This is a genomic window from Dehalococcoidia bacterium, from assembly GCA_035574915.1.
Lineage (GTDB): Bacteria > Chloroflexota > Dehalococcoidia > DSTF01 > WHTK01 > DATLYJ01.
The window spans coordinates 25851-51048 of the sequence record DATLYJ010000089.1 but is presented as its reverse complement, the minus strand read 5'-3'; the positions used below and the strand labels follow the sequence as shown (position 1 = coordinate 51048).

26 protein-coding genes are annotated in these 25198 nt (G+C 68.2%); 13 read left to right on the top strand and 13 right to left on the bottom strand.

Annotated features, from left to right (window positions below):
* Nucleotides 1-15: 15 nt before the first annotated feature.
* Nucleotides 16-1848, top strand: a complete 1833-nt coding sequence (locus VNN10_08600; GenBank protein HXH22076.1) for an ABC transporter substrate-binding protein — start codon at nucleotides 16-18, stop codon at nucleotides 1846-1848.
* A gap of 84 nt (nucleotides 1849-1932) precedes the next feature.
* Here the strand turns inward: VNN10_08600 and VNN10_08595 are convergent, their stop codons facing one another.
* The 9 genes from VNN10_08595 to yqeC form a co-directional block, all read right to left on the bottom strand.
* On the bottom strand, nucleotides 1933-2886 hold the full coding sequence (locus tag VNN10_08595; protein HXH22075.1) for a transketolase C-terminal domain-containing protein: 954 nt from the start codon (nucleotides 2884-2886) through the stop codon (nucleotides 1933-1935).
* Nucleotides 2883-3749: a transketolase gene (locus VNN10_08590; protein HXH22074.1), complete on the bottom strand. Its 867-nt coding sequence runs from the start codon at nucleotides 3747-3749 to the stop codon at nucleotides 2883-2885. Before VNN10_08590 ends, VNN10_08595 begins: the two co-directional genes overlap by 4 nt.
* 138 nt (nucleotides 3750-3887) lie before the next feature.
* Nucleotides 3888-4922 carry a DUF922 domain-containing protein gene (locus VNN10_08585; GenBank protein ID HXH22073.1) on the bottom strand — a complete coding sequence of 345 codons (1035 nt, stop codon included), beginning with the start codon at nucleotides 4920-4922 and terminating at the stop codon, nucleotides 3888-3890.
* Between the two features lie 117 nt (nucleotides 4923-5039).
* Nucleotides 5040-5690, bottom strand: a complete 651-nt coding sequence (locus VNN10_08580) for a UdgX family uracil-DNA binding protein (GenBank protein HXH22072.1) — start codon at nucleotides 5688-5690, stop codon at nucleotides 5040-5042.
* A gap of 77 nt (nucleotides 5691-5767) precedes the next feature.
* On the bottom strand, nucleotides 5768-6856 hold the full coding sequence (locus tag VNN10_08575; GenBank protein HXH22071.1) for an ABC transporter ATP-binding protein: 1089 nt from the start codon (nucleotides 6854-6856) through the stop codon (nucleotides 5768-5770).
* Nucleotides 6853-7530, bottom strand: coding sequence for a molybdate ABC transporter permease subunit (modB, locus tag VNN10_08570; protein ID HXH22070.1), 678 nt, complete (start codon nucleotides 7528-7530; stop codon nucleotides 6853-6855). The genes VNN10_08575 and modB overlap by 4 nt, the downstream gene beginning before the upstream one ends.
* A 4-nt stretch (nucleotides 7531-7534) precedes the next feature.
* Nucleotides 7535-8314 (bottom strand): molybdate ABC transporter substrate-binding protein, encoded by a 780-nt coding sequence (modA, locus tag VNN10_08565; GenBank protein HXH22069.1) that lies wholly within the window; start codon nucleotides 8312-8314, stop codon nucleotides 7535-7537.
* Entirely contained in the window at nucleotides 8284-8829 is a 546-nt protein-coding gene (locus tag VNN10_08560; GenBank protein HXH22068.1) for a helix-turn-helix transcriptional regulator, read from the bottom strand. Before VNN10_08560 ends, modA begins: the two co-directional genes overlap by 31 nt.
* A 56-nt stretch (nucleotides 8830-8885) precedes the next feature.
* A complete protein-coding gene (gene yqeC, locus VNN10_08555) occupies nucleotides 8886-9656 on the bottom strand; it encodes a selenium cofactor biosynthesis protein YqeC (protein ID HXH22067.1) in 771 nt (256 codons plus the stop codon).
* A 51-nt stretch (nucleotides 9657-9707) separates the two neighbouring features.
* On the opposite strand from yqeC, the gene VNN10_08550 reads away from it, so the two are divergent.
* Nucleotides 9708-10061 carry a hypothetical protein gene (locus VNN10_08550; protein ID HXH22066.1) on the top strand — a complete coding sequence of 118 codons (354 nt, stop codon included), beginning with the start codon at nucleotides 9708-9710 and terminating at the stop codon, nucleotides 10059-10061.
* Here the strand turns inward: VNN10_08550 and VNN10_08545 are convergent.
* Nucleotides 10058-10876, bottom strand: a complete 819-nt coding sequence (locus tag VNN10_08545; GenBank protein ID HXH22065.1) for a sulfurtransferase — start codon at nucleotides 10874-10876, stop codon at nucleotides 10058-10060. The genes VNN10_08550 and VNN10_08545 overlap by 4 nt on opposite strands.
* An 88-nt stretch (nucleotides 10877-10964) precedes the next feature.
* Between VNN10_08545 and VNN10_08540 the strand changes: the two genes are divergently transcribed.
* Nucleotides 10965-11660 (top strand): CHRD domain-containing protein, encoded by a 696-nt coding sequence (locus tag VNN10_08540; protein HXH22064.1) that lies wholly within the window; start codon nucleotides 10965-10967, stop codon nucleotides 11658-11660.
* Here VNN10_08540 and VNN10_08535 read toward each other — a convergent pair.
* Nucleotides 11563-12405 (bottom strand): pseudouridine synthase, encoded by an 843-nt coding sequence (locus VNN10_08535; GenBank protein ID HXH22063.1) that lies wholly within the window; start codon nucleotides 12403-12405, stop codon nucleotides 11563-11565. The genes VNN10_08540 and VNN10_08535 overlap by 98 nt on opposite strands.
* Before the next feature lie 162 nt (nucleotides 12406-12567).
* On the opposite strand from VNN10_08535, the gene VNN10_08530 reads away from it, so the two are divergent.
* Nucleotides 12568-13185, top strand: coding sequence for a hypothetical protein (locus tag VNN10_08530; protein HXH22062.1), 618 nt, complete (start codon nucleotides 12568-12570; stop codon nucleotides 13183-13185).
* A gap of 51 nt (nucleotides 13186-13236) precedes the next feature.
* On the top strand, nucleotides 13237-14403 hold the full coding sequence (gene recF / locus VNN10_08525) for a DNA replication/repair protein RecF (protein HXH22061.1): 1167 nt from the start codon (nucleotides 13237-13239) through the stop codon (nucleotides 14401-14403).
* A gap of 28 nt (nucleotides 14404-14431) precedes the next feature.
* On the opposite strand, the gene VNN10_08520 is transcribed toward recF, so the two are convergent.
* Nucleotides 14432-15442 (bottom strand): diacylglycerol kinase family protein, encoded by a 1011-nt coding sequence (locus VNN10_08520; GenBank protein ID HXH22060.1) that lies wholly within the window; start codon nucleotides 15440-15442, stop codon nucleotides 14432-14434.
* A gap of 162 nt (nucleotides 15443-15604) precedes the next feature.
* Between VNN10_08520 and VNN10_08515 the strand changes: the two genes are divergently transcribed.
* The 8 genes from VNN10_08515 to VNN10_08480 all read left to right on the top strand — a co-directional run bounded on the left by VNN10_08515 (nucleotide 15605) and on the right by VNN10_08480 (nucleotide 24065).
* A complete protein-coding gene (locus tag VNN10_08515; protein ID HXH22059.1) occupies nucleotides 15605-16648 on the top strand; it encodes an ACP S-malonyltransferase in 1044 nt (347 codons plus the stop codon).
* Nucleotides 16645-17913, top strand: a complete 1269-nt coding sequence (gene fabF / locus VNN10_08510) for a beta-ketoacyl-ACP synthase II (GenBank protein HXH22058.1) — start codon at nucleotides 16645-16647, stop codon at nucleotides 17911-17913. The genes VNN10_08515 and fabF overlap by 4 nt, the downstream gene beginning before the upstream one ends.
* A 77-nt stretch (nucleotides 17914-17990) precedes the next feature.
* Nucleotides 17991-18191 (top strand): hypothetical protein, encoded by a 201-nt coding sequence (locus VNN10_08505; protein ID HXH22057.1) that lies wholly within the window; start codon nucleotides 17991-17993, stop codon nucleotides 18189-18191.
* A 128-nt stretch (nucleotides 18192-18319) separates the two neighbouring features.
* Entirely contained in the window at nucleotides 18320-19546 is a 1227-nt protein-coding gene (locus VNN10_08500; protein HXH22056.1) for a competence/damage-inducible protein A, read from the top strand.
* A gap of 114 nt (nucleotides 19547-19660) precedes the next feature.
* A complete protein-coding gene (locus VNN10_08495; GenBank protein HXH22055.1) occupies nucleotides 19661-19885 on the top strand; it encodes a hypothetical protein in 225 nt (74 codons plus the stop codon).
* Nucleotides 19886-19900: 15 nt separating this feature from the next.
* Nucleotides 19901-20521: a TetR/AcrR family transcriptional regulator gene (locus VNN10_08490; GenBank protein ID HXH22054.1), complete on the top strand. Its 621-nt coding sequence runs from the start codon at nucleotides 19901-19903 to the stop codon at nucleotides 20519-20521.
* Nucleotides 20522-20645: 124 nt separating this feature from the next.
* A complete protein-coding gene (locus VNN10_08485; GenBank protein ID HXH22053.1) occupies nucleotides 20646-20984 on the top strand; it encodes an iron-sulfur cluster assembly accessory protein in 339 nt (112 codons plus the stop codon).
* A gap of 324 nt (nucleotides 20985-21308) precedes the next feature.
* Nucleotides 21309-24065, top strand: coding sequence for a valine--tRNA ligase (locus VNN10_08480; GenBank protein HXH22052.1), 2757 nt, complete (start codon nucleotides 21309-21311; stop codon nucleotides 24063-24065).
* Between the two features lie 198 nt (nucleotides 24066-24263).
* Here VNN10_08480 and VNN10_08475 read toward each other — a convergent pair whose 3' ends face one another.
* A complete protein-coding gene (locus tag VNN10_08475; protein ID HXH22051.1) occupies nucleotides 24264-25163 on the bottom strand; it encodes an alpha/beta fold hydrolase in 900 nt (299 codons plus the stop codon).
* Between the last annotated feature and the right edge of the window lie 35 nt (nucleotides 25164-25198).

Here is a 25198-nt window from a genome sequence, read left to right as displayed (position 1 = left end):
GCGGAGGAGGGCCATATGAAGCGGGAGTCCTATTGGGAGCGGTTCCGTCTTGCGAGCATCAGCAGGCGAAGGGCCATTCAGGGCGTCGCCATGGCGGGGGCTGGCGCCGCTGCTATCGGCCTGGTCGGCTGCGGCGGCGGCGACGACGCGGGCGATAAGGGACCCAAGGACAGCTCTGGCCTGCTCGGCGAGCGAGTCGACACGTCCAACATAGCCGTCCGCGGCGGCACGATGCAGTCCCTGACGACTTCCGACGTCACCTCCTTTGACCCGTTGACCTCGCAGTCGTTCACCACCCAGGTCGCCGCCGGCTGGGTCTATAGCCGCATCCTCAAGAACATTCCCGGCTATAAGGTACCCTCGACGCGCGATGTCGAAGGCGACCTCGCCGAGAGCTGGGAGGTCTCGGGGGACAAGCTCCAAATCACCTTCAAGCTGCGCCCGAACGCCAAGTGGGATGCGAGGGCGCCGACTAACGGCCGGGCCGTCAGCGCCGAGGACATCGTCTTCTCCTGGGAGCGCTACGCGAACCTATCGCCATATCGGGCCAATCTCGCGCGCGCGGCCAGCCCGGACGCGCCGATCGAGTCTATGTCCGCTCCGGATTCGAGGACTCTGGTCGTAAAGCTCGGCGCTCCGGACTCCAGTGTCCTCGCGGGACTGTCCTCCACTTCGGACCTCTACATAATTCCGAAGGAGGCGGACGGCGGCTTTGACCCGCGGCGGGAGATGCGCGGCTCGAGCGCCTGGTTCCTGGAGAAGTACGAACCGTCGGTGGGCTTCACCTGGGCCCGAAACCCGAACTGGTACCGGACAGACCGCCCGTTCCTCGACAAGTACGACCAGCCGATCGTCAGCGAATACGCTTCGGGGCTGTCGCAATTCCGTGCCGGCAACGTCTTCATCTTCGCCGTGCAGGACACCGACATCCTCCAGACGAAGCGCGACATCCCCGCGCTCCTGATGCTCCAGGGCAACTTCAACCTACTGTGGTTCAACTCCTGGTTCGGATACGAGGGCAACTCGCCCTTCAGGGACGAGCGCATGCGCCAGGCAGTCGCGATGTCTTATGACCGCGACCTCTGGATCGAGGCCATCTACAACACCCAGGCGTTCGAGGACGTCGGTCTACCTGTCGCGAAGCGCTGGCACAGCCACCTCTCCTCCGGCCTTGACGGCTGGTGGCTGGACCCGCAGGACGAGAAGGCCTTCGGCGCCAACGCCAAGTACTTCAGGTACGACCCGGCCGAGGCGAAGAAGCTGATCTCCGCCGCCGGCTACAACGGGGCAGAGATACCCATCTACCACATCTCCACCTCCCAGTACGGCCGCAACTTCGTCGACCAAGCCAACATCCAGATCGGCTTCCTGAACGAGGTCGGCATCAAGACCAAGGTCAACAATCCCGACTACCAGACGGTCTGGCTGAGCAACTACTACTACGGCAAGGGCGCCTTCGAAGGCATGGCCATTGGCGCGGACAACACGGACGCCGATGTCGGCAACTTCATGTTCGCCCGCTTCCATCCCAAGGGCCCGCGCTTCAAGGGCTTCGACCCCAGCGGCCGCAACCCGACAGCGGGAGACCCCGAGGTCACGAAGCTACTGGAGGAGATCAAGCGCGAATTCGATACCGAGAAGCGCAAGGAGATCGCCAAGCGCTACCAGCAGTACATGGCCAAGGCCATGTACGCGGTGCCGTTCCCCGGGCAGGCCGCCGGTTTCAGCCTCACCTGGCCCTGCGTCGGCAACGCCGGTGTCTTCCTCGCGGGCTCCAACTATGGCGGCGGCACGGAGACGGCCATCCACCTCTGGCTCGACCGCACAAAGCCGCCCTTCAAGACGTAGCGGGACATCCCGCACGCAGCACAGGGGCTGGTCAGTTACTGACCAGCCCTTACTCATCCGACTTACCCCGTCAGTGCAGCGTGACTACGCCTTGCGCCGGACCACCGCCTCGCATTCGCGCACGATGGCGTCCGGAGTGAGGTCGTACTTCTGGAGTAGCTCGTCCCACCTGCCGGACTCTGCGTAGCGGTCTTTCATGCCCACGAAGCCCATCGGCACAGGCGCCCGCGCGGCCAGGTGCTGCGCCACCAGCGCTCCGAGCCCGCAGTGCACGAGGTGCTCCTCGGCCGTCACGATGGCGCCTGTCTCGCGCGCCGCCCTCTCCAGGGCCTCACCGTCCAGCGGGCGCAATGTGGACATATTCAGCACCCTGGCCTCGATCCCTCTCTCCGCCAGCGTCGCCGCCGCGTCCAAGGCCATCTTCACCATGATGCCGCTGGCGACGATGGTCACGTCGCGGCCCTCGCGCAGCCGGTCTGCCTTGCCGAGGGTGATTTTGTGCCCGGGCTCATAGATGACGGGGATCTTCGGACGGCCGGCGCGTATGTAGAACGGTCCCTTCGCCCTCGACGCCGCCTCGACCGCGCTCGCCGTCTCGTTCACGTCCGCGGGCACGACGACAGTGAAGTTCAGGAGCGAGCACATCAGGGCAAGGTCCTCGATCGCCTGGGCCGAGATGCCGTCTTCGCCCACCGATATCCCGCCGTGACTGGCGAACAGCTTCACATTGAGGTTGGGCTGCGCGACGCTCACGCGGATCTGGTCGAAGCATCGTCCGGGCATGAAGACGGCGAAAGTGCTCGCCCAGGCGACTTTGCCCTCGGCCGCGAGCCCGGCGGCGATGCCGATCATGTTCGCCTCGGCCGGCCCCAGCGTGAAGAAGCGCTGCGGGAAGGCCTTGCCGAACGTAGCCGCCGTCGTCGAGACGCCGAGGTCGGCGTCGCAGACCACGATATCGAGTCCTTCCTGGGCGAGACGCACCAGGGTCGGGCCGAAGGCTTCTCGCGTGGCGGCGGGCGGTTGCTGCGTCGTCGTCATACGCCGATCTCCGCCAGCGCCCGCTCCCTCTCCTCCGGGTTCGGGGCCTTGCCGTGGAAGGCGGGGTTGTTCTCCATGAAGCTCACGCCCTTGCCCTTTACCGTGTGCGCGATGATCACGCTCGGACCTCCGAGGCTGCCCTTCGCGCGCTCCAGCGCCTCCACCAGGGCGTGGACGTCGTGGCCATCGACCTCCTGCACCCGCCAGCCGAAGGCGCGCCACTTATCCGCCAAAGGCTCCAGGTTCATGATGTTCACGGTGTGCCCGTCGGGCCGCACCCAGCCGCCCGGGACGGGCCGGCCGTCGACCGAAACGCGCTCGTAGTCGCCAAAGCCGTCGTTCTGGACGTGGTTACGGTCGACGATCGCCGTGAGGTTGGACACCTGGTGGTGAGCGGCCGCCATGGCGGCCTCCCAGACCTGCCCCTCATCCAGTTCGCCGTCGCCAAGAAGGCAGTAGACCCGGTAGTCCCGTCCGTCCAGCCTTGCTGCAAGGCACTGACCGATGGAGTACGAGAGCCCCTGGCCCAGCGATCCGCCCGACATCTCGACACCAGGTACGGTGTTGACCTTGCTGTGGCCCTGGAGGCGGCTGTTGATGCGCCGGAACGTCATCAGCTCTTCCGCCGGGAAATAGCCACACTCGGCCAGGAACGCGTACAACACGGGGACGCTGTGGGCCTTGCTCAGCACGAAGCGGTCGCGGTCGGGCCAGTCCGGTCGCTCCGGGTCATGGCGCATCACGCGCAGGTAGAGGGCGGCAAGTATCTCGACGGCCGACAGGGAGCCCCCGGGATGCCCGCTCTGCGCGGCGAAAATCATCTCGATGATGTTGCGCCGCGCCCGCTTTACAGCTGCCGATATCTGGTCGTCGGAGTAGGGCTGAAAAAGACTCAGGACCCCAACCTTTGTCCCGTCATCTCGCTTCCAGCCCGATTATAGGCGCGCCCTGATCCGGGCGGCAATCCGAGTTGCGGCCGAGCGATGGCCCTCTCGACGTGCCTATCTCGTCCAGTTGAACTCGTCGACAAGGTCGTTGAGCTGGCCCTGCAGCGCCTCCGCCTGCCTGACCAGTTCCGCCCGCGTCCCGAGCAGCGAGTTGTAGTTATCGACGAGCGTGTTGTAGCCCGGGATGAGCGCGTTGTACTGGCCGCGCAAGGCCTGGTACTGCTGATACACGTCTGAGGGCAACGCCTCTCCCTGGTAACGGCTCTCGATAGCCTGGAGCTGGCTGGTGAGGCCGGCCAGCAAATCGCGCAGGGCCGAGAGCTGGGCCGACAGCGACGAGAGCGAACTGTCCACGCCGCTGATCTGGTCTCCCAACGACTGCAGGCGCGCGCGCGCCGCCTCGATCTGGGCGCGAATGGGCGCTCGCAGGCCCTCGACACGGCGCCGCTCCTCGGCGTGAAATCGCTCCTGCTCCTCATCGAGCGCGCGCTGCTCGCCCTCCCAGACCTCGTTCACCTGCGCCTCCAGCGCCGTGCAGCTGCTCGCCGGGGGGATCGCCAGCATGCGCTCCTTGATCCGCTGGACGCCTGCCAGGTAGATGTCCACGTGCCTCTGCTCATGCGAAGCTACGCCCGCGGCGAAGACGGCCCAGCGCGAGCGCACGTCCGCTGGGACCGGCGCCGATGCGTCGAGCGCGGGGAGCAGCACCCGCAGGTCGACCTCTATGGTCATGGAGGCGATAGCACAGGCTCGCGGGTTGCCGCCCGGCCGCCAATCCAGCCGCGAGCTGTAGTTCGTGACGCCGCTGGCCCGCTGGCCGTCCTCGTCCAGCGGCCCGAAGCGCTCGATGTAAGCGAGCACCTCATCGCCCGTGCTGCCGTAGACGGGATACGTTGTCGTTGACTGACTCACGCTGAGCCGCACCCGTTCGCCTGCCGTGGACGTCGCCGACTCGAGAGCCGACCCGGGAGAGCGCGTTACCGGCCCAGCCGTCCCCGGACCGTCCGGCGCCTCGTTCGACCCGGGCGCGAGCTGCTGCCCGCCACACGCCGTGAGCACGAGGGCGAGAACTACTGCGATGCCAGGCAAGAAGGAAAAGCGCGGGATGTCGGTGTCCTGGTCGAGGCCGTCTGGGCGTCGGAGCGTCTGCGCTAATTCTAACCGCAGCCTCCGCCAGGCCACTCGCGGCCATCTAACTCCTGTCTGTCAGGATCTCTCCACCAGACCTGAGAGGACCGCGACCACGACCTCGAGGTCACGCACCAGCGCCGCGAAAGCCTGTTGACGCGAGGCCTCGTCCGGCGCACGGAGTAGGGCCGAAGGGTGCACGGTCACCAGGCCCGGCACGCCGAAACGCGTGTCGAGGACCTGGCCCCGGTCACGCATCACCCTGACGCCGGGGCCGAAAACGGCCGACGCCGCTGTCGAGCCCAGGGCGACGATAAGCGCGGGCTGGACAGCGCCGATCTCGGCCTCGAGCCAGGGGCGGCAGGACCGGACCTCGCTCTCGCGCGGGGTCGAGTGTATGCGCCTCTTGCCGCGCGGTTCCCACTTGAAGTGCTTGACGGCTTTGGTCACGTAGAGTTGCTGCCGGTCAAGCCCGGCGCGCTCCAGTGCCCTGTCAAGCATCTTGCCCGCGGGGCCAACAAAGGGCGCCCCCTGCACGTCCTCCTGCTCACCCGGCTGCTCTCCGACCAGCATCAGCCGGGCGTGGCCAGGACCAGCCCCGAACACGGTCTGGGTGCCGCGCTTGTACAGCTCGCAGCCGCGGCATCCTGCCGCCGCCGCCCGCAGTTCGCCGAGGTCGCCCGTTGGCGGCACGAAGGGCGCGGCAGTGGTTTCTTGCTGCTCCTGCATCGACTTCGGGCCTCGGCGGCAACAGGCCCCGGCATGTCCGCCAGCCCAGATTAGCTGATGCAGTGCGCCGCTGCCGCTCAGCCCGCGATTACGTGCAGGGCATCGGGCCGGATGGAGACCTCGATCTCCTTGCGGCGGTCGAGGCCCAGGCGGAAATACGTGTAGCCCGAAAGCTCGATCTCGATGCTCTCGCCGCTGCCAGACGGCTGGAACTTCAGCCGGTACCCCTCGGGAGTCACGACCTCCTCGACGAGGCGTCCTTCGATGGTGTTGCGGTGCCTGCCTTCGGCGTCTTCTTCGCGCCGCACCATCACCTGGCTGGGCCGCACCGAAAGCGTGACCCTTTCGCCCGCGGCGAGACGCTCCGGCGTCTCCGCTTCCAGCCGGTGGCCGTGCCAGTCGACCACGATGCCTCCAGGGCACGGGCCGACCACGCGCGCCTCCAGGAGGTTGCGCATGCCCACCAGCCTGGCGACCTCTTTCGACACAGGCCGGTAGAACAGGTCCTCGCGAGAGCCTTGCTGAAGCACTCTTCCTTGCGAGATCACCACGATCCTCTCGCCCAGCTCGAAGGCGTCCTGTAGGTCGTGGGTGACGGCCAGCAGCGGGGTGTGGGTGCGCCGTTGCAGGTCGATCACCTCGTCCCGTAACTGGCGGCGAAGCGCCACGTCGAGCGCGCTGAAGGGCTCATCGAGCAGGAGCAGCATCGGCTCGCTGGCCAGCGCCCGGGCAAGGGCAACTCTCTGCTGCTGCCCTCCGGACAGCTCCCGGGGACGCCGTTTCTCCAGTCCGGAGAGGCCCGTGAGTTCGAGGAGGGCTCTCGGTGCGAGCCCGGCCGCCCCGCGTTCCGGCGCGCCGTAGAGGATGTTCTCCTCCACCGTCATGTGCGGGAAGAGGGCATAACCCTGGGGCACATAACCGACACGCCGCGCGCGTGGCGCCAGGTCGATGCCGCGCGCACTGTCGAAGAGCGTGCTCCCGCAGACCTCGATCACGCCGGCGTCGAGCCTCTCGACCCCCGCGATGGCGCGTAGCGTCATGCTCTTACCACTGCCGGAGGGCCCGAAGATCACGGTGCGACCCCGGTCGCTGACGAGGTGGACGTCTAGCTCGAAGCCCTTGAGGCGTCGCCTGGCCTCGATACGTAGGAGCGCCTCGCCGTTCATGCCCGCCGCACCAGAAATGTGAGCCAACTGAAGACCGCCAGGCTGGCCACGGACATGAGGATGAGGACCAGCGCCGTCGCGTTGGCGCGCTCGAAGTCCCCGGCCTGGACGGCGTCGTAGACCGCCACGGACATGGTCCTGGTCCGTCCCGGGATGTTGCCGGCGACCATGACCGTCGCCCCGAACTCCCCCGCCGCGCGCGCGAAGGCCAGGCCGACCCCCGCGGCCACTCCCCTGATGGCGAGGGGCAGCGTAATCGTGAAGAACACGCCGAGGGGCGTGCGCCCCAGCGTCGCCGCTACGCGCTCGAGCTCGGGGTCGACCTCTGCGAAGCCTGCCTGCGCCGAACGGATCAGGAGCGGCGCAGACAGCACGGCCGCGGCGATGGCCGCCCCCTCCCAGGTGAACACCAGGCGCACGCCGATCTCGTCTTCGAGGAAGCGTCCGACAGGACTGGACCTGCCCGCAGCCCGGAGCAGGTAGAAGCCGACGACAGTGGGCGGCAGGACGAGGGGCAGCGTGGTGAGGGCCTCGACTATGGCCTTGCCCCTGAACTCGTGCCTGGCCAGCAGCCAGGCGATAGGCAGGCCGATAGCAACGCACAGCAGCGTGGCGCCGAAGGACACCTGCAGGGTCAGGCGGAGGTCGGAGAGGTCGATCGCCCCGGGGTCCATGGCCCTAGTCCTCTGCAGCCTCGAAACCGTACCTGGCGAGAATTTCCCGCCCTCGAGGCCCGCAAACAAAGTCGACGAAGCTGCGCGCAAGGCCGGGACTGCGGCTGCGACGGATGACGCCCGCCACCTGACGCAGGGGGGTGTGCTGCGAGCGCTCGATGAGCACGTAGTCGAGCCTGTCGCGGAGCCCGATAGCCAGCGACAGTGGGATGATCCCGGCCTGGGCGTCCCCTGCCTCGATGAACTGGGCCGACTGGAAGGCGCTCTCGCCCAGTACCAGCCTCGGCTGGAGGAGGTCCCACAGAGCCGCGTTGGCGAGCACTTCCCTGGCCGCGCTGCCGTAGGGGGCGTGCGCCGGATTGGCGATGGCGATGCGCCGGAAGGCCGGGGACAGGAGGTCCCCCGGCGTCTCGAGCTTCCCCTCGACTCGGCGGTTCTTTGCCAGCACGATGCGGCCCGAGGCGTAGGTCCGCGCTGAACCCTCGAGGATCAGACCCTTGGACTCCAGAGATGCGACGTAGCCCGTGTCAGCAGAGAAGAACACGTCCGCAGGCAGGCCCTGCTCGATCTGGGCCGCGAAGGCCCCGGAGGAACCGAACGTGATCTCGACCCGGCAGCGGCATTCACCTTCGAACGCCTTCTCGATTTCGTCGAAGGCGAAGCGGAGGTCCGCGGCTGCGACTACCAGGATGCTCCCGTTGCCGGCGTCACGGCCGCCGCCGCAGGCGACGAGGCCGGCGAGCGCCGCCATGGTCAGCGCGACGATCGCGACTCGCGCAGCCACTCTTCTATCCACTCTCGCGTGCTCAGCGCCGCGGTGAGTTTCGACTTGAGGACGATGGCGTCGAAGGAGCCCTCTTCGACGCCTCCGAGCTCATCTCGCAGGCGTCGCTCATACTCCTCGCAGGCCGCGACCTGCGCCTGGGCAAGCTCGCGGGCCAGGGCTGCGTCGCGCTCCAGGGCAAAGTACAGCTTCGCCAGGAAGTCCGAGCGCACCTCCCGCATCCTGCCCACGGGATGCCGCAGCCAGCGCTCGAAGGCGGCCTCACCCTCCGGCGTGGCCGTATAGACAGCCCTGGGCGGGTACTGGCTCGTGTCCCAGTGACCGTCGATAAGCTCCAGGCCGGAGAGCGACTTCAGGACCGCGTACACCATCGCCGGTTCGATGGGGCAGGCGCGCGCCAAGCCGGCACCGCCCGAGAGGTGGCGCTGGAGCTCGTAGCCGTAGGCGGCCCTGCCCTGCAGCAGCCCCAGGACGACGTACTCCGATGTCGTCAGGCCCGTCTTAGCCTTCGGCATTACTCAAGGGATGATGGGTCAATAATTGAGTATCCGTCAACCAGAGGAGCGCAGCGTCAAGCCGTCAGCGACGGCATCAGCACCTCCACGACCGGCTCCGCCTGGCGCGCCTGGGCCAGCACCACCCGGGGCACGCCGCGCTCCAGGAGTAAGCGCGCCGTCTCCCGCGCAGGACCCCGCCTCGCCGCGGTGACCTTGTTGATCAGCACGGCGAAGCGCGCCCCGGCCGGCACGCCCTTGCGCCCACCCTCGGCGTGGGCTAGGACGGCAGCGGCCATCTGTGGCGTCACCGGCTCTCCTATCCGGGCACCGGTCAGGGCAGCGACACGCTCGGGCCGGTGCACGAAGGCCTCGCTCAACGGCCGCCCGAACGCGTCGGCGCCGGCGACTGCCACGACGAGCGTCGCCTGCGGTGGCACCACGGGCTCGTGCCCGGCCGGGGCCTTGAAAGGCCGGAGAGCCGACCCGTCTGCCTCGAGGACCAGTAACTCCACTACCTCGTGGGAGGCCAGCGCTTCGACCGCCGCGAAGGAGAGCGGGAGCAGGCGCTCCTTCTCGCCATGACCCGTCGCGGCGATCACCCAGGGCGCGGACGCCAGGGCGGACAACACATCGCTGACCAGGCGGTCCTCGTCCTTGTTGACGATGAGGGGCGCTGCCGCCGTGCCTGCCGGCGCCGTGAAGCGAGCCGTACCGGACGCGACTGCTCTTGCGCCGCGCCCCGCGGCCTCGCCGCAAAGCCGGTACATGGCCGTCGTCTTGCCGCCACCTCCGACGAGGGCAACGACGTCGCGCGGCCGGACTCCGAGCGCCTCCGTAAGGTCCATTCTGACCTATGATGATAAGCGGGCTTCGGGAGAGACATCGGGAGGCGCTAGTTGAGGACAGCCAACCTGCACAGGGCGCTGCGCTACTTGCTCGGCCTCGGGACGATCGGTTACGCCGTGGCGTCTGTCACACAGCCGAGGCGCTTCGCCGAGCTTACAGACATGGACGAAGAGACCATCCAGGAAATGGCGAAGCGCGACGTCATGTCCGGCGTCGACATCCTGACCGCCGCCTCACCGACTATGCCCCTGGTGAGCCGCGCCTTCTACGACTTCGGAGACGGCCTGAAGCTCCTGCGCCGCCGGCCGTCGATCGCCTGGGTCGCCTTCGCCTGGGGGCTGCTCGCCATCGTTGCCCTGCTCACGAGGCCGTCGGAGCAGGAAAGCCGCGCCGCCGAGTCCTAGCGCTCGATGGGCGTGTCGTCACGGTTGCCCCACTCGGCGAAGGAGCCATCGTAGACCCTGACCCTGTCGAAGCCGAGCAGCGTGAGCACCGTAGCCGCCTGGGCGGCCCGCACGCCGGCCTGGCACACGGTGATGACCTCCTGATCGGGCGTGACTCCGGCCTCCTCGTACATGCGGCGCAGGACGTCGGCTGGCTTCATGAGTTGCAGCTCGTCCGCCGTAACGTTGTTCAGCCATTCGACGTGCACCGACCCGGGTATGCGGCCGGTCCTCCGGTTCCCCCGGGTCTCCGTCCCCTCCCACTCGCCATCTGAGCGGACGTCGAGGATCACCGTACCGGGCTTGCCGATGGCTGCCTTGACGTCCTCGGCCGAGGCGAAGAGGTAGCGGTTGGGGCGCGGCGTGAACTTTGCCGCTGGAGGCTGAGGCTTGTCGATAGAGACTGGCCGTCCTTCACGGAACCACTTCGGCCAGCCCCCGTTCAGAATGCGCGCCCGTTCGTGCCCGTAATAACGCAGGCACCACCACAGGCGCCCGGAGTACCGGGCACCCGAGGTGTCGTAAGCGACAACCGTCGTGTCATCGCCGATCCCGAGGCGGCCCATGAGGTCAGCAAACTGCTCCGGGTCCAGCGTGAAGAGGCGGTTGTTCGGGTCCTTGAGGTGGTTGTCCGGGATGGAGACCGCGCCCTCGATGTGAGCACGAGCCCAGGCCTCCGTGCCGTCGCAGTCGACTACCCGCACCAGCGGGTCCTGGAGGCGCCGCTGCAGCCAGTCGCCGTCCACCAGGATGTCGGCCCGGGCGTAGTCCGTCATCGCCTGCTCCCGCCAATCTCGGCTGTTCCGATAATATCAGCGAGGCCCGCCCTCGGTATGAGAGACGGGCATCCGCGAAAGCAGGAGCATGACGCGCCGAATCCTCCTGGTCGCCCTGGGCATGCTTGTCGTATCGCTCGCTGCGCCGTTCAGCGCCGCCGGCGAGGCGCCCTTCGTCTTCCAGACGGATATGTACGGTTTCAACGTTGTCCCGCCCGTGGAGACGGGTGCCTGGGGGTTCGTCCGCTTCTTCTTCAGCGAAGACCGGCTCGAGGCGGATTACACCGTGGACGTCAAGGGAATCTCCGGGACGCTCGTAGAGGGCGCGGACCTGCGTTACGGCCCGCCCGGCGGCGAAGGGCCGGTGGTGCGCCACCTGGCCGGCAGCGGTTTCATCGTCACCTCCGGGCGCCTGCACCTCACACCGGAAGAGCTTGCTGACCTCGTAGCCGGGAACTACTACGTGACCGTATACACGAAGGACCATCCGGGCGGAGAGCTGCGAGGCCAGGTCTACGTGCCCCCGGGGTTCCTCCCCGGCACAACGCCGAACGGCACCGAACGCAGTTTTGCCGGCATCCCGGCGCCAACGGAGCCGGGTCCGGCTCCCGCCCCGGCCCCGGAGCCGTCCGTTGCTCCTCCCCGGGCTTCCATCACGCCGCCGAATACCGGCGAGGCGGGCCTGTCTAGCGAACGGGCCGCGCGCTCGGTCGCGGCGGGCGTGGCCGTGATGGTGATCGGCGTCGGACTTCTCTTCCTTGCGACGCCTTCGCGCCCGCGCTAACGGTCCGAGGTCCGGCCCCCTCTAGCAGGAACGCCGTCACCTCCTCCGGCGCCAGCTCCCGCACTTGTCCTTCGGGAAGCCCTTCCAGGGTCAGGGCGCCCTCTCGTACGCGCTTCAGCTTTAGCACTTTCGCCCCGACAGCCTCCACCATCCGGCGCACCTGGCGCTTTCGCCCCTCGCGCAGCGTGATCGCAATCTCGAAGCCGGTCGCCGGGGGGAGGCGGCGGACATCCGCCGGCACCCGCAGCCGGCCGTCTACTTCGATGCCCCGGCGCAGCGCATCGAGCGCAGCCTCACTCAGGCGGGGGCGGCAACTCAGCCAGTACTCCTTCTCCACGAGGTGGCTGGGGTGTGTCAGGCGCTGGGTAAAGTCACCGTCGTTCGTCAGCAAGAGCAGGCCCGTCGTGTCCCGGTCCAGCCTGCCGACCGGGTGCAGCCCCGGCACTCGCAGCTCCACGGGGACCAAGTCCAGCACAGTCGAGCGGCCGCGCTGGTCGGAGACCGCGCTCAGGTATCCGGCCGGCTTGTGCAGGAGGAGATAGACCTTCGGCGCCCGCCGGTGTGCCAGAGGACGCCCGTCAAGCGCGAGTTCCCCGCCCGGGAACGGACTGGACGGGTCGGTGACTATCCGGCCGCCGGCGCTGACCCGGCCCTCGCGGATCGCGGCGAACGCCTTGCGCCGCGAGAGGCCTGTCGCCTCTATCAGGGTTCGCAGCAAGGTCTTGTGGTGCTCGCCCGAGTTCACCCTGTAAGCATAGAGCGGCTTACAATCGCGATATAATTCGCGTCCGCGGTCGAGGGATGGCCTATCCGGGTCGCATGGCCTGCCGATAATTCCCCAGACCCCGGACGCGATACGCCGCAAGAGGCGGCCTGCCCAGAGGACAGATTGTCGGAAAGCCAATCTATGCCCGACCAGGAAACGTCTGCTCGCATCGCCTCTTCTTTCGCGCGCGCCTTTGCTGAGTTACAGGATGCGATCCTCGCCGGGTCGGGCATCGCCGCAGCCACCGCCGAGCTCTCCGAGGCCCGCGCGGCCATCGATCAACTCGCGCGGCGCGTAGAAATGCAACTCGAGGAGGACAAGGAGCAGCGGCGCCAGCTCGGCGACCAGCTCGTCACGCTTGCCGGCTCCCTCGACCGCCTCGTAACCCACCTCCAGGGCCTCTCCCAGCTCATGGGTGACCTCCTCGAGCGTCTCGCCGAGCCCCAGGGCGTGGCCGCGGTCCCCGCAGAGACGCCCTTCCGGCCTGGCGCAGATGGCCTCAGCCTGACGCTTACCGGTCTGCCAGGCTTCCAGGCGCTAATGGAGGTGCAAAAAGCTGTCTCGGCGATGGAGCAGGTCGCCGGCGTCTCCGTCGAGCGCTACCAGGAGGGCGACTCCCGCCTTCTCGTGCATCTGACAGCGCCTGTCACGGCGACGGAAATCGCCGACTGGTTGCGGCGTTCGACCCCGTTCACGGCCGCCATCGAAGACTCGAAGCCGGAGATGTCGCGCCTGCGCCTGCGCATCGCCCCCGCCTGAAGCCCGGCCGGCCCGCGGGCTGCCCCGTGCCATAATTGCCCGGGGTCTCCTTTGTATCTGAGACGGCTGCAGCTCACGGCCTTTCGGAACTACCTGCAACTCGATCTCTCTCTTCCCAGAGGAAACCTCCTCTTCCTCGGCGCTAACGCTCAGGGCAAGAGCAACCTGCTGGAGGCTGTGTACCTGCTCGCCAACGGGCGTTCCGGCCGCGCGGCCAGCGAAGCCGAGATGATCAGCTGGGAGGCAGAAGCCGACCCCCAGCCCGTCGCGCGGGTGACAGGCGCCGTCGAGCGGCGCACGGGCAGCCTCCAACTCGAGGTGATCATCGCCGGGCCGAGCCCCAAGACGGGCGCCCGGGCAGGCAAGCGGCTGCGCGTCAACGGCATCCCACGCCGTGCCGCCGACTTCGTCGGCAACCTGCGGGCTGTGCAGTTTACGGCCGAGGACATGGCGATAATCACCGGTCCGCCCTCGGAGCGGAGGCGCTTCCTTGACGAAATGCTCTCGCAGCTCGACAGGCGCTACTACACCGCCGGCCAGCAGTATGCGCGGGTGCTACAACAGCGGAACGCCGTCCTCAAGCGCATCAAGGAAGGCATCGGCGCGCCGGACGAATTGGACTTCTGGGACGACAGGCTGGTCCAGGAGGGAGCGATAATCGTGCAGGCGCGCGCGCGGGCCTGCGCCTCGCTCGCGGCCCTCGCCGCTGCCTTCCACCGGGACCTCAGCGGCGACGCCATGGAGGCCCTCGACCTCGAATACTGGCCGCGCCTTGCCGCGGACGAGTCCTGGCGGCCGGAGGCGCCGGCGGGCCTGGAGGACTTTCAGGCAATGCTCGCCGGCGGGCTCCAGCGCGCCCGGCGCCGGGAGATTGCCGCCGGCATGTCCCTTGTGGGGCCCCACAGGGACGAGGTCGCGCTCCGCATCAACGGCGCCTCCGCGGGCTCCTTCGGCTCCCGGGCCCAGGTGCGTACGGCCACTCTCTCCTTGCGGCTGGCCGAAGCCCGCATCCTGGAGCGGGACATCACCGACCCCCCTGTGCTCCTCCTCGACGACATCGTCTCGGAGTTGGACGAAGCGCGTCGCCGCTCGGTGCTCGCGACCATCGCGGACTTCGACCAGGTCTGGTTCACCGCCACCGATACTCACGGCTTCGACCCCGGCTTTATGGCGGCGGCCATTACCTTCCGGGTGGACGCTGGCACGATATCCGCCTGACTGGCGACCCCGCGACGCGCCCTCGCCGCTAAGCTTCCTGAGGGACCACTGGCTCGCCGGCCTGGCCGGTGAGGATGCGGTCAGCGGCTCCGGGCATGAGCAGCACCTCTAGTACCCGGCGCTCGACGCCGAAGCGAATCGGCGTCTCGCCGAAGTACTCTCCGTCCGCCTGTACGTGAAGGCCCGGCGTCTCGATTTCCAGGCTGGCGACACGTGCGTACGTCACGCTGGGGGCGTTCTGGTGGCGTCGAAAGGCGATCCTGGCGCCCGTGCTGATGAGGAACGGCAGCCCCTTGCCTGAGAAAAGGTACGCGTCGAGAAGCCCGTCGTCCGCGACGGCCTGCAAGGCGACGTCCGCGACGCCGCCGTAGGAGCGCGTATTACCGAGCAGTGTCCAGTAAACTTCCATCTCCTGCCGCTGGCCGTCCAATTTCAGGCTCACCCGCGTGCCTTTGAAGCGCAGCGCCTCGGCGGCGCCCCATATGACGTACGAGGCCGTCCCCAGGACTCGCTTTGGCGCGCGTGGCACCCGCCGCACGACGGCGCCGTCGAAGCCGATGCCCGCCATCAGCAGGAAGTAGCGCCTGGCGTCCGCCGGCGCCGGCCCGGACGCGTCCGGCGGCGCAAAGGTAACGGCAGGTCCTTCCGCGTAGCCCAGGTCGAACTGGTAGAGCCGTCCTTCGTCGAGCACGGAAAGCGCTGACTCCAGCTTCCTCGGCACGCGCACTTCCTTGCCGAAAACGTTCCCCGTGCCGGCCCGCAGCACGCCCAGGGCCGCGCCCGTCCCGAGGATGCCGTTAATCACCTCGTTGACCGTGCCATCGCCGCCACAGGCGAAGACCACTCGCGCGCCCTTCCGCGCCGCTTCGCGCGCCAGGCCGATGGCGTGCATCGGCGCCCGGCTCTCCATGACCTCGATCTCCCAGCCCCGCAGCCGTTCGACCGCCACGGCCGATAGCAGCCTCTGCCATGAAGGCGCGTTCCGGGCGTACGGGTTCAGGACGATCGCCGCTCGCATGACCCATAAGGCATAGCGCATTACGGCCGGGCAGGCGAGACCTCATCCGGAAGAAGACGAAGACCATGCCCCAGGGTTGCCTTCTGAGCCGTACGTTGAGCCCCGAGCCGCGCGTATCCATTCCCCGCCGCGGCGTCCGTGCTAATATTTGCGCTGCGCAAATCGCACATAAGGAGGCGCCGCGTGGGCGTCGATGCCGGAGTGCCTGACAGGGATGCCGACACTCGGGTGTCGGAGCGGGCCACGCCTGGCCTCCAGTTGCCGCGCTTCGCCCTGCTTTTCCCCGGCCAGGGATCGCAGCGGCCGGGCATGGCCGCTCGCCTCCTCGAGATATCGCGCGCAGCCCGGGCCGTCTTCGAAGAGGCTGACCGCGCCCTCGACTTCAGCCTCTCGCGCCTCTGTGTCGAGGGCGACGCCGAGGACCTCGAGGACACGGAGAACACCCAGCCCGCCATCCTCGCGACCAGCGTGGCGTACTTCGAGTATTTGAAGGAGCGCGTCGCAGAGGTAGGTGGGCGTTTGAAGCCCGCGGCCTTCGCAGGCCACAGCCTGGGCCAGTTCAGCGCCGCTGTGGCGGCTCAGGCCGTGCCCCTGGACGACGGCCTGCAGCTCGTCCGCACCCGCGGCCGGATCATGAAGGAATGGGCGCAGCAGCGTCCCGGCGGCCTTGCGACCATCATCGGCCTCGGCCGCGAGGAGGTCGCCGAGATCTGCGCCGCCGTTTCCGGGACCGAGTCCATCGCCATCGCCGCCCACAACGCTCCCGAGCAGTTCGTGATCTCGGGCGACATTGCCCCGCTGGAGCGGGCCATGCAGATCGCCCGCGAGAGGGGCGCTGCGGTGCGGCGCCTGCCCATAAGCGTGCCGGGCCACACCCCCGTGATGCGCCCGGCCGCCGACGAGCTCACCCCGACAATCCGAAAGACGCGCTTCTTCACGCCCACCGCCCCGCTTGTCTCCAACCTGGATGGCAGCCTCCTCACGACGGCGGACGAGATAGTGCAGGAGCTTTCCGACCAGATCTGCGAAGCGGTCGAGTGGGTGCGGTGCATGGGCGCGCTGGTGAACCAGAACATCGCTACCTTCGTCGAGGTCGGGCCCGGACGCACGCTGACGAACATCGCGCGGCGCTTTGGCGCCAATCTGCCGTTCGTGGCCGTGGAAGACGCCCGTCCGGAGGAGATCAAGGGCATCGGCGCCCCCCTGGAGTCCGGCCAGCCAGCATGACACTCCTCTCCGGCACTGACGCCAACGGCCGTCGCCGAGTGGTCGTGACCGGCCTCGGCGCCATCACGCCCGTCGGCAACGACGCTCCCACGACCTGGGAGTCCCTCATCGCCGGCCGCAGCGGCATCGGCCGCCTTACGCTCCTCGACGGCTCGAAATTCGATGCGGATGTCGGCGCCGAGGTGAAGGGCTTCGAGCCGAGGGGCGTCTCGCCGAAAGAAGCCCGCCGCATGGACCGCTACGCCCTCTTCGGCGTCGCCGCCGCCCTGGAGGCTCTCGCCGACGCCGGCTTCCCGGAGGGCGTCGCCCTGGGCGACTCAGCCGGAGTGGTCTTCGGCTGCGGGTCTGGCGGCTTCATGCTCATCGAGGAGCAGAGCCGCCTCCTGCGCGAGGGCGGCCCGCGGCGCGTCAGCCCCTTCCTCCTGACGAACATGCTGCCGGACGCCGTATCCGGCAACATCGCCATCCTGACCGGCGCGACCGGCCCCAACATGGCCGTCGTCGCCGCCTGCGCGACCGGTGCGGCGGCGATCGGCGAAGCGGCCGAGGTCATCCGCCGCGGCGATGCGGAGGTGATGGTCGCCGGTGGTGCTGAGGCGCCCTTCTCCGAGATCGTTTATTCGGCCTTCGCGGCGATGCGCGCCATCGGCATCTCGGAGCCGGTCGAAGAGTCCTGCCGTCCATTTGACCGCCGCCGCAACGGCTTCGTGGTCGCCGAGGGCGCAGGCGCCGTCGTGCTCGAGAGCCTGGAGCACGCCCTCGCACGAGGCGCCCGCATCCGCGCCGAGCTCGCCGGCTACGGCTCCAGCAACGACGCCTTCGACATGGTGGCCTCGGAGGACTCCGGCAGGGGCCCGGTGCTCGCCATGCAGATGGCGCTCCGCAAAGCAGCAGTCCCTCCCGGCGCCGTTGGCTACATCAACGCCCACGGCACAGGCACGCCGTTGAACGACCGGGTGGAGACGGCCGCGATCAAGCGGGTGTTCGGGGAGCACGCGCGGTCGCTCGCGGTGTCTTCGACGAAGTCGGTGACCGGCCACATGATGGGCGCCGCTGGCGCCGTCGAGGCGCTGGTCACGGTCCTCGCGCTGGAACGCCAACTGCTGCCGCCGACCATGCACTACGCTGTCCCCGACCCGGACTGCGACCTGGACTACGTGCCAAATGCCGCGAGGCCAGTCTCCGGGCTGGAATACGCCCTTTCGACCTCTATCGGCCTCGGGGGCCACAATGCGGCGCTGCTCTTCCGACGCTGGGAGGCGTAGCGTCCCGCGATCCGCGGCCAGCCAGGGCCGCTCGCAACCCTGGCGCTAAAGGCCCCGGTTGATACGATCTCTCTCAGATGCAACCCGACCGCGCCACCGCCCTCCTCGCCATCGTCCGCATCGTCTCCGTCCTGGGGATGGCGCTGGCGATCTCCTCGGGAATCTTCATGCTCCTGGGAGGCTGGCTCTTGCCCGGATTTGCGGCGCTTGCCTGCTTCCTACCCTTCTTCGTCCTGATGCGCTACATGGAGAAGCGCGCTGCCGGCGACGGCCCCTAGCGGGCGCATTTCGCCACCGTTTCGGCCACCCAGCTTTAGCAGCCTCCTTGGTCCGCCGTTGCCAGCCGCGCCGTCTCACCGTATCTTGCAGGCCAGTACTCCGGCAGGAGCTTCCCTGAGAGGGCGGCATGAAGGCTGAGATCATCTCTATCGGCACCGAACTGCTGCTCGGCGAGATTGTCGACACGAACAGCGCTTACATCGCCTCCCGCCTGCCGGCCCTGGGCATCGACCTCTACTTCAAGCACACGGTCGGCGACAACCTGGACCGCATCGCGGACACCATCCGCCACGCCTGGGAGCACAACGACCTCGTCATCACTACCGGCGGCCTGGGGCCGACCGAAGACGACCTAACTCGGGAGGCCGTAGCGAAGGTGTTGGGCGAAGAGCTCTACGTTGACCCGGAGCTCGAGGCCTGGGTGCGCTCCATCTTCGCCCGCCGCGGCGCCGTCATGCCGGAACGCAACGTCAAGCAAGCCTGGCTCGTGCCCTCGGCGCGCCCGATTCCCAACCCGGGCGGGACCGCCCCCGGCTGGTGGGTCGAGCGCGATGGCAACATCATCATCTGCCTGCCGGGACCGCCGGCGGAAATGACGCGCATGTGGCAGAACGAGGTCGCGCCTGAACTGGCGCGCCGCAACCCCGGCATCGTCCTCATAACCCGCACGCTGAAGACCTCGGGCATGAGCGAGGGAAGCGTCGACGAAGCCCTCAGCCCTCTGCTGAAGGCGACGAACCCGACCATAGGCGTGTACGCGAAGCCGGACGGCATCCACGTGCGCCTGGCCGCCAAGGCGGCCACGGAGTCCGAGGCGCGGGCGATCATCGAGCCGGTGGAGGCGGAAGTGCGGCGCATCCTCGGCCCTGCCATCTGGGGCGCAGACGACGACACCTTCGAGAAGGTTGTCGGGGAGATGCTGGTCGAGCGCGGCCTGACACTAGCCGCCATGGAGTCCTGCACCGGCGGCCTCTTCGCCGACACGATCACTAACGTCCCCGGCTCCAGCCGCTACTTCCGGGGCAGCATCGTCAGCTACGCGACAGACGTCAAGGAAATGATGGGCGTCGATGCCCGGATCATCGAGGAACACGGCGTGATCAGCGACGAGACGGCCATCGCCATGGCTGCCGCAGCGCGCGAGCGACTCCGCGCCGACGTGGGCGTCGGGATCACCGGCGTCGCCGGGCCGGACCCGCAGGACGACAAGCCAGTGGGCGAAGTGCACATAGCCGTCGACGTTCAGGGGGCCACGTCGGTGATCAGCTACGTCATGGGCCAGGCGCGTGAACAGATCAAGCGCCGCGCGGTGAGCCAGGCCATCAATTTGCTGCGCCGTACCCTCTCCTCCTAGGCCTACAACCCTGCCCCGGCACTGGCCTCCGGGGGTCTGAGCGCCGCCAGCATCTTGACAGCCCTCTGATTCTGGTATAAAAAGTGATTAGTCAGTTTTGTTTGGAGCACACCTATGTTCGACTGGGTCACGATGGAACACCTCGTGAGGTCCGCCGCCCACCTCGAGGAGAACCTTACGCCGGCACAACGGGCGCGCCTCGCCCTCAGGGCTACAATGGACGCCGGGAGGCCGTCCGCCAGCGGCGCCCGTCAGCGCATCGCCGCGACCCTGATCCGGCTCGCGGCCGCCATCGACGGCGGCGCGTCGCCCGCGCTGGCCGGCCAGCGCCAGTCCTGAGCAGAAGGAGGGCCAGTGCCCAAGGTCAGCGAAGCTTACCTGAAGGCGCGGCGTGACCAGATCCTGGACGCGGCCTGGACCTGCTTCGGCCGCCGCGGCTATCACGAGACCACAATGCAGGACATCTGCAAGGAAAGTGGTCTCAGCTACGGCGCACTCTACCGTTACTTCACCAGCAAAGAAGACATCCTCCGCGCCACCAGCGAGCGCGCTCAGTCCGAGGCCCTCCAGCGCATCGCCCAATCGCGGGACACCGCCGGCGAGCCGCTCGGCGCCCTCGCGGCCCTGGGCGCGCGCGTCTTCGGCTCGCTCAATGACCCTTCCTGCGACGCTGTCACCCGCGTCCACATCGAGACGCTTCCCGAGGCCCTTCGCCGGCCGGACCTCCTGCAATCGCTCTCGGCCGAACTCAACACCTGGCGGTCGAACATGCGCGCCCTCCTCGATGAGGCCCAGAGCGCAGGGCAACTGGCTCCTCACATCGATACGGAAGGTCTGGCCGTCCTGCTCATCTGCGCCTGGGAAGGCCTGCGGGTCCACCACCTGATCGACCCGGAGCACTTCCGCCCCGAGCCCGTGCTGCGCGCTATCGCCGGCCTCATCGGCGACAAACACGCCGCGGCATCGCCGTCCTAGGCCTGCCGTCAGGCACGGCGCAAGGCTGCAGCGGCCGGCCTTCAAGGAGCCGGCCGTATGGCCCTTGCAGGGATGTACCCGATGCGCCGAGAATGGCCAGTGCAACCCCTCGCTGGAGGAAGGCATGATCAGCGTCACTCGAGAAGCTATGGAGCGCTTTCGCAGCATGATCGAAGCCCAGGAGGACAAGAGCCTGGTGCTCAAGCTGTATGCGCAGCCGGTCGAGGGCCAGGTCCGCTACGGCATGGCCTGGTCTGAGGCTGACGAGAGCGACGTAGTACTCGAGAGCGATGGGGTATGCCTGCACGTCGACGAGCTCAGCGTGCCCTTCTGGGCCGGCGCCGAGGTCGGCTACATCCAGGAAGAGTTGCGCCAGGGCTTTTCGATCCGCAACCCGCGCCTCATGGGCGGCGGTTGCGGCGGTGGCGGCTGCGGCGGCGGCTGCAGTTGCGGCGCCCGCTGACGAACACCCGACTCTCTACTCCGACCAGCTCCACGACCCTCCGGCGTACCGTGTCCGCGCGCGAGCCCCCGCGTTCCGGACATCGAACCTGACGCCGGGGCCGCCTCAGGCGCCCCGGCAGGAACACCACGCGCACTTTCGCGCCCGGTCGCCCCTGGGTCACTGCGTCCGCGTACCGCTGGCCGGGGCCGAGGACTCGCAGCACTCAGAGCAGCCGCACCCGCTCCTCGGAAAAGATGTCGATGAGGACAACTGGCCTCTTTGGTTTCATGCCGCGATGATAGACGAGATGCCCCCTGGGGAAGGGGCTAGGGAGAGACTGCCATGACGGCACAACCACCCACCCGCGAGGAGATGCCGAGGGCTTACAACCCCTCGAGCGTCGAGCGGGCGCTGTACGAACGATGGGAGAGGTCCGGCTACTTCACGCCGCGCGTACCATCGGACGAGCCGGGCCGGCGGCCCTTCACCATCATCATGCCGCCACCGAACCTCACCGGCGAGCTGCACCTGGGCCACGCCATGATGGACACGGTCGAGGACATCCTCATCCGCTGGCACCGCATGAAGGGCGACGTGACCCTCTGGCTGCCGGGGGTCGACCACGCCGCCATTGCCGTGAACGCGATCATCGAGAATCAGCTCGCCGCCGAGGGCCTGACCCGCCACGAGATCGGCCGCGAGAAGTTCCTGGAGCGCGTGTGGGACTTCGTGAACCGCAGCCGGGCGCGCATCTTCGAGCAGCACAAGCGCCTCGGCATCAGCGCCGATTGGACCCGGGAGCGGTTCACCATGGACCCGGGGCCGGCGCGCGCCGTCCGCACCATCTTCAAGATGCTCTACGACGACGGCCTTATCTACCGCGGCAACCGCATCATCAACTGGTGCCCCGGCTGCATGAGCGCCCTCAGCGACCTCGAGGTCGACCACGAGGACGAGCAGTCGTTCCTCTGGCACGTCCGCTACCCCCTTGCTGACGACGCCGGCAATGACAGCGGCCGCTTCATTACCATCGCCACCACCCGGCCGGAGACGATCGTGGCCGACACGGCCATAGCAGTGCATCCCGGGGACGCGCGTTATAGCGACATCGCCGGCAAGCTCCGCGCCCGCGTCCCCGTGATCGGCCGGCTTGTGCCGGTCATCACCGACGAAGCCATCGACCCCGAGTTCGGCACAGGCGCGCTCAAGGTCACGCCCGGCCACGACCCCGTGGACTTCGAGATCGGCGAGCGCCACTCTCTGCCGGTCGTCACCGCCGTCGGATTCGACGGGCGGATGAACTCCGAGGCCGGCCCGCTCGATGGCCAGGAGCGCTTCCAGGCCCGCCGCCACATGGTGGCCTTGCTCCGCGAGCAGGGACTACTGGAGAAAGAGGAGCCGTACACCCACTCCGTCGGCCGCTGCGACCGTTGCGGGACCATCGTCGAGCCTTTGATCAGTGAGCAGTGGTTCGTCGCCATGACCAGGCCCTACGAGCGGAACGGCCGGGCGCGCTCGCTCGCCCGCGACGCTCTTAGGGCCGTCGTCGAGGGCTGGGACGGTGCGGGCGGGCGGCGGAGGCAGATCCGCATCATCCCGGAAAGGCACCTGGGCGTTTACCGCAACTGGCTGGAGAACATCCGCGACTGGTGCATCAGCCGCCAGATCTGGTGGGGCCACCGTATCCCCGTCTGGTATTGCGATCACTGCGGCAAGATGACGGTCGCGATCGAGGACCCGGACCGCTGCGAGCACTGCAGGTCGACCGTCATCCGCCAGGATGAGGACACGCTCGACACCTGGTTCTCCTCGGCCCTCTGGCCGTTCTCGACCCTCGGCTGGCCGGAGGACACCGAGGACCTGCGCTACTTCTACCCGACGTCCGTCATGGAGACCGGGTACGACATCATCTTCCTCTGGGTCGCGCGCATGATCGTGATGGGCCTCTACGCCATGGACGACGTGCCCTTCGAGTACGTCTACTTCCACGGCACCGTGCGCGACGACCGTGGCCAGCGCATGAGCAAGTCCAAGGGGAACGGCGTCGACCCTGAAGTCCTGATTGACCGTTACGGCTCCGACGCGCTGCGCTTCAAGCTCGTGACCGCTGGCGGCACCGGTAACGACCAGCGCCTCGAAGAGCCCAGGATCGAAGCGGCGCGCAACTTCGCCAACAAGCTCTGGAACGCATCGCGCTTCGTCCTCAGCCAGCTCGAACCGGGGCAGAAGGTGCCGCGGCCCGACCCGTCACGCCGCGCCTCGCTGCCAGCCGAGGACCGCTGGATCATGTCTCGCCTGGACCGCCTGGTCTCGGAGACGGAGCGCCTGATGGCGCGCTTCGAGCTGGGCGAGGCCGGCCGGGAGATGCACGACTTCCTCTGGGACGAGTTCTGCGACTGGTACCTGGAGATCGCCAAGGTCCGCCTCCGCGCCGCCGCCCAGGTGTCGCCGCTCCCGGTCCTCGTCCACGTCCTCGACACTGCCCTGCGCCTCCTCCACCCCTACATGCCCTACGTCACGGAGGAGATCTGGTCCGGCAGCGGCGATCTTCGCGGACATCTGCCCGACGCCAGCGAGCCGCTGATCATGGTCGCCCCGTTCCCGCAGCCGTCCGGCGTCTGGCGCGACGCCGCCGCCGAAGCCGAGATGGATGCCGTCATGGACATCGTCCGGGCGGTCCGCAACCTGCGGCGGGAACGCAACATCGACGCCGGCCGCTGGATCGAGGCGTACATCGTCAGCGGCGACGACTTTACGCCTCACGTCCCCGCGATCGAACAGCTCGCGCGCGTGCGGCCGCTCCGCCTCGTGGCATCGGCCTCCGAAGCGCCCTCCGAGGGAGTTGCCACCGCCGTGCTCGACAGGGCAACCGTCGTCGTCCCTCTGGCCGGCCTCTTCGACGTCGCCGCCGAGCGGGCGAACCTCCAGAGGCAGGCCGAGCAGGCGCGCGCCGAGGTCGAACGCCTGCGGGCGCAGCTATCGAACGAGGGCTTCACTTCACGGGCGCCGGCGGCTGTCGTCCAGGACGCCCGCGACCGCCTGGCCGCGGCCGAGTCCCGCCTGGAGGTCGCCCAACGCCGCCTGGCTGAGCTCGGGTAAGGACGACGGGCTCGGCCCGTCCCGGCGGAGGACGGGCAGACGCGTCCTTCGCGCGCTCGAGGCTCCCCATCTGCAGGGACAAGCACGCGGCCTGCCCGGAGGCGGAAGTAGGCGCGAGTCAGAGTGGCTCCCAGAGCCTCAGAGTGCGCGGCCGGCGTTCGAAGGCCCGGCCAGGCAGCAGACCTGCCCGGGCGGCTCCTAGACTCGGTGGGCCTTGCCCCCTGGCGCCGACACCATGAGCTTGATCAGTTCCTCCGTGATCCTCGGCTCCAGGCCCTCCGTGTGCCCCTTGTCGAGCCGCACGACATCCGCGATTACGCGTCCATCGCGGGCATTCGGATAGACGTAGACCTGAGCTGTGCCGGGTCGCGGGTAGAGGCCCCAGGCCGGGCTCGACCTGCCCTCGCTGAGCCGGTCGTAGATCAGGCCCGGTTCCGTGTCGACCACGTCTGGCAGGCGGACCCTAGGCCCGGCGCCGTATTTCTCGGCCCAGGGTGAGGTCTCGGGCAGAGAGGCAATCTCGTGCTCGCCCGTCGCGTAGATGAACGAGAAGTCGCAGTCTGGCACCGGCGGCCGGCTAAAGCCGGCAGGGGGCGCGGCCGTGCCGGGGGCCACGCCCTCCGGCGCTGGGCGCCCGAAGTTCGGCGCCCGTTCCGCCGGGCCGATGCGTCCTCCCGACAGGCTGAGCCAGCCGTCGACGCGCTTCGCGAAGTACTCCGTGTTCAGGAGCCGCTGCGATGTCATCCCGCCCTGCGAGTGGCCAACGAGCCAGAAGGCGCGGATGTTCTCCTTGCCGTACTTCGCGAACACGTACTCGACGATGTTCTGCAGGTGCTCGTCGTCCGCCTCGGCCACCCACCGCCGTGACGGCTCCTTGGTGGCGGCCGACGGCGTGGCGATTACGAGCCGGTAGGCCTCCTTGTACTTGTATGCGGGGAAGTACTCGCGCTGCCACATGCCGACGGACCCGCCGCCGTGCAGGTTCAGGATGAAGGTCAGGCTCTCACCCGGTTGCAGGTCGTCCGGGTCGTCAAGGAAGAACTTGCGTCCCGTTTTCTCGTCGACTGCCGCGATACTGCCCATCCGGTCTGGTCTCACTCTCTAGGAGGCTGCAAGTTTCCTTCTGCCGCGCC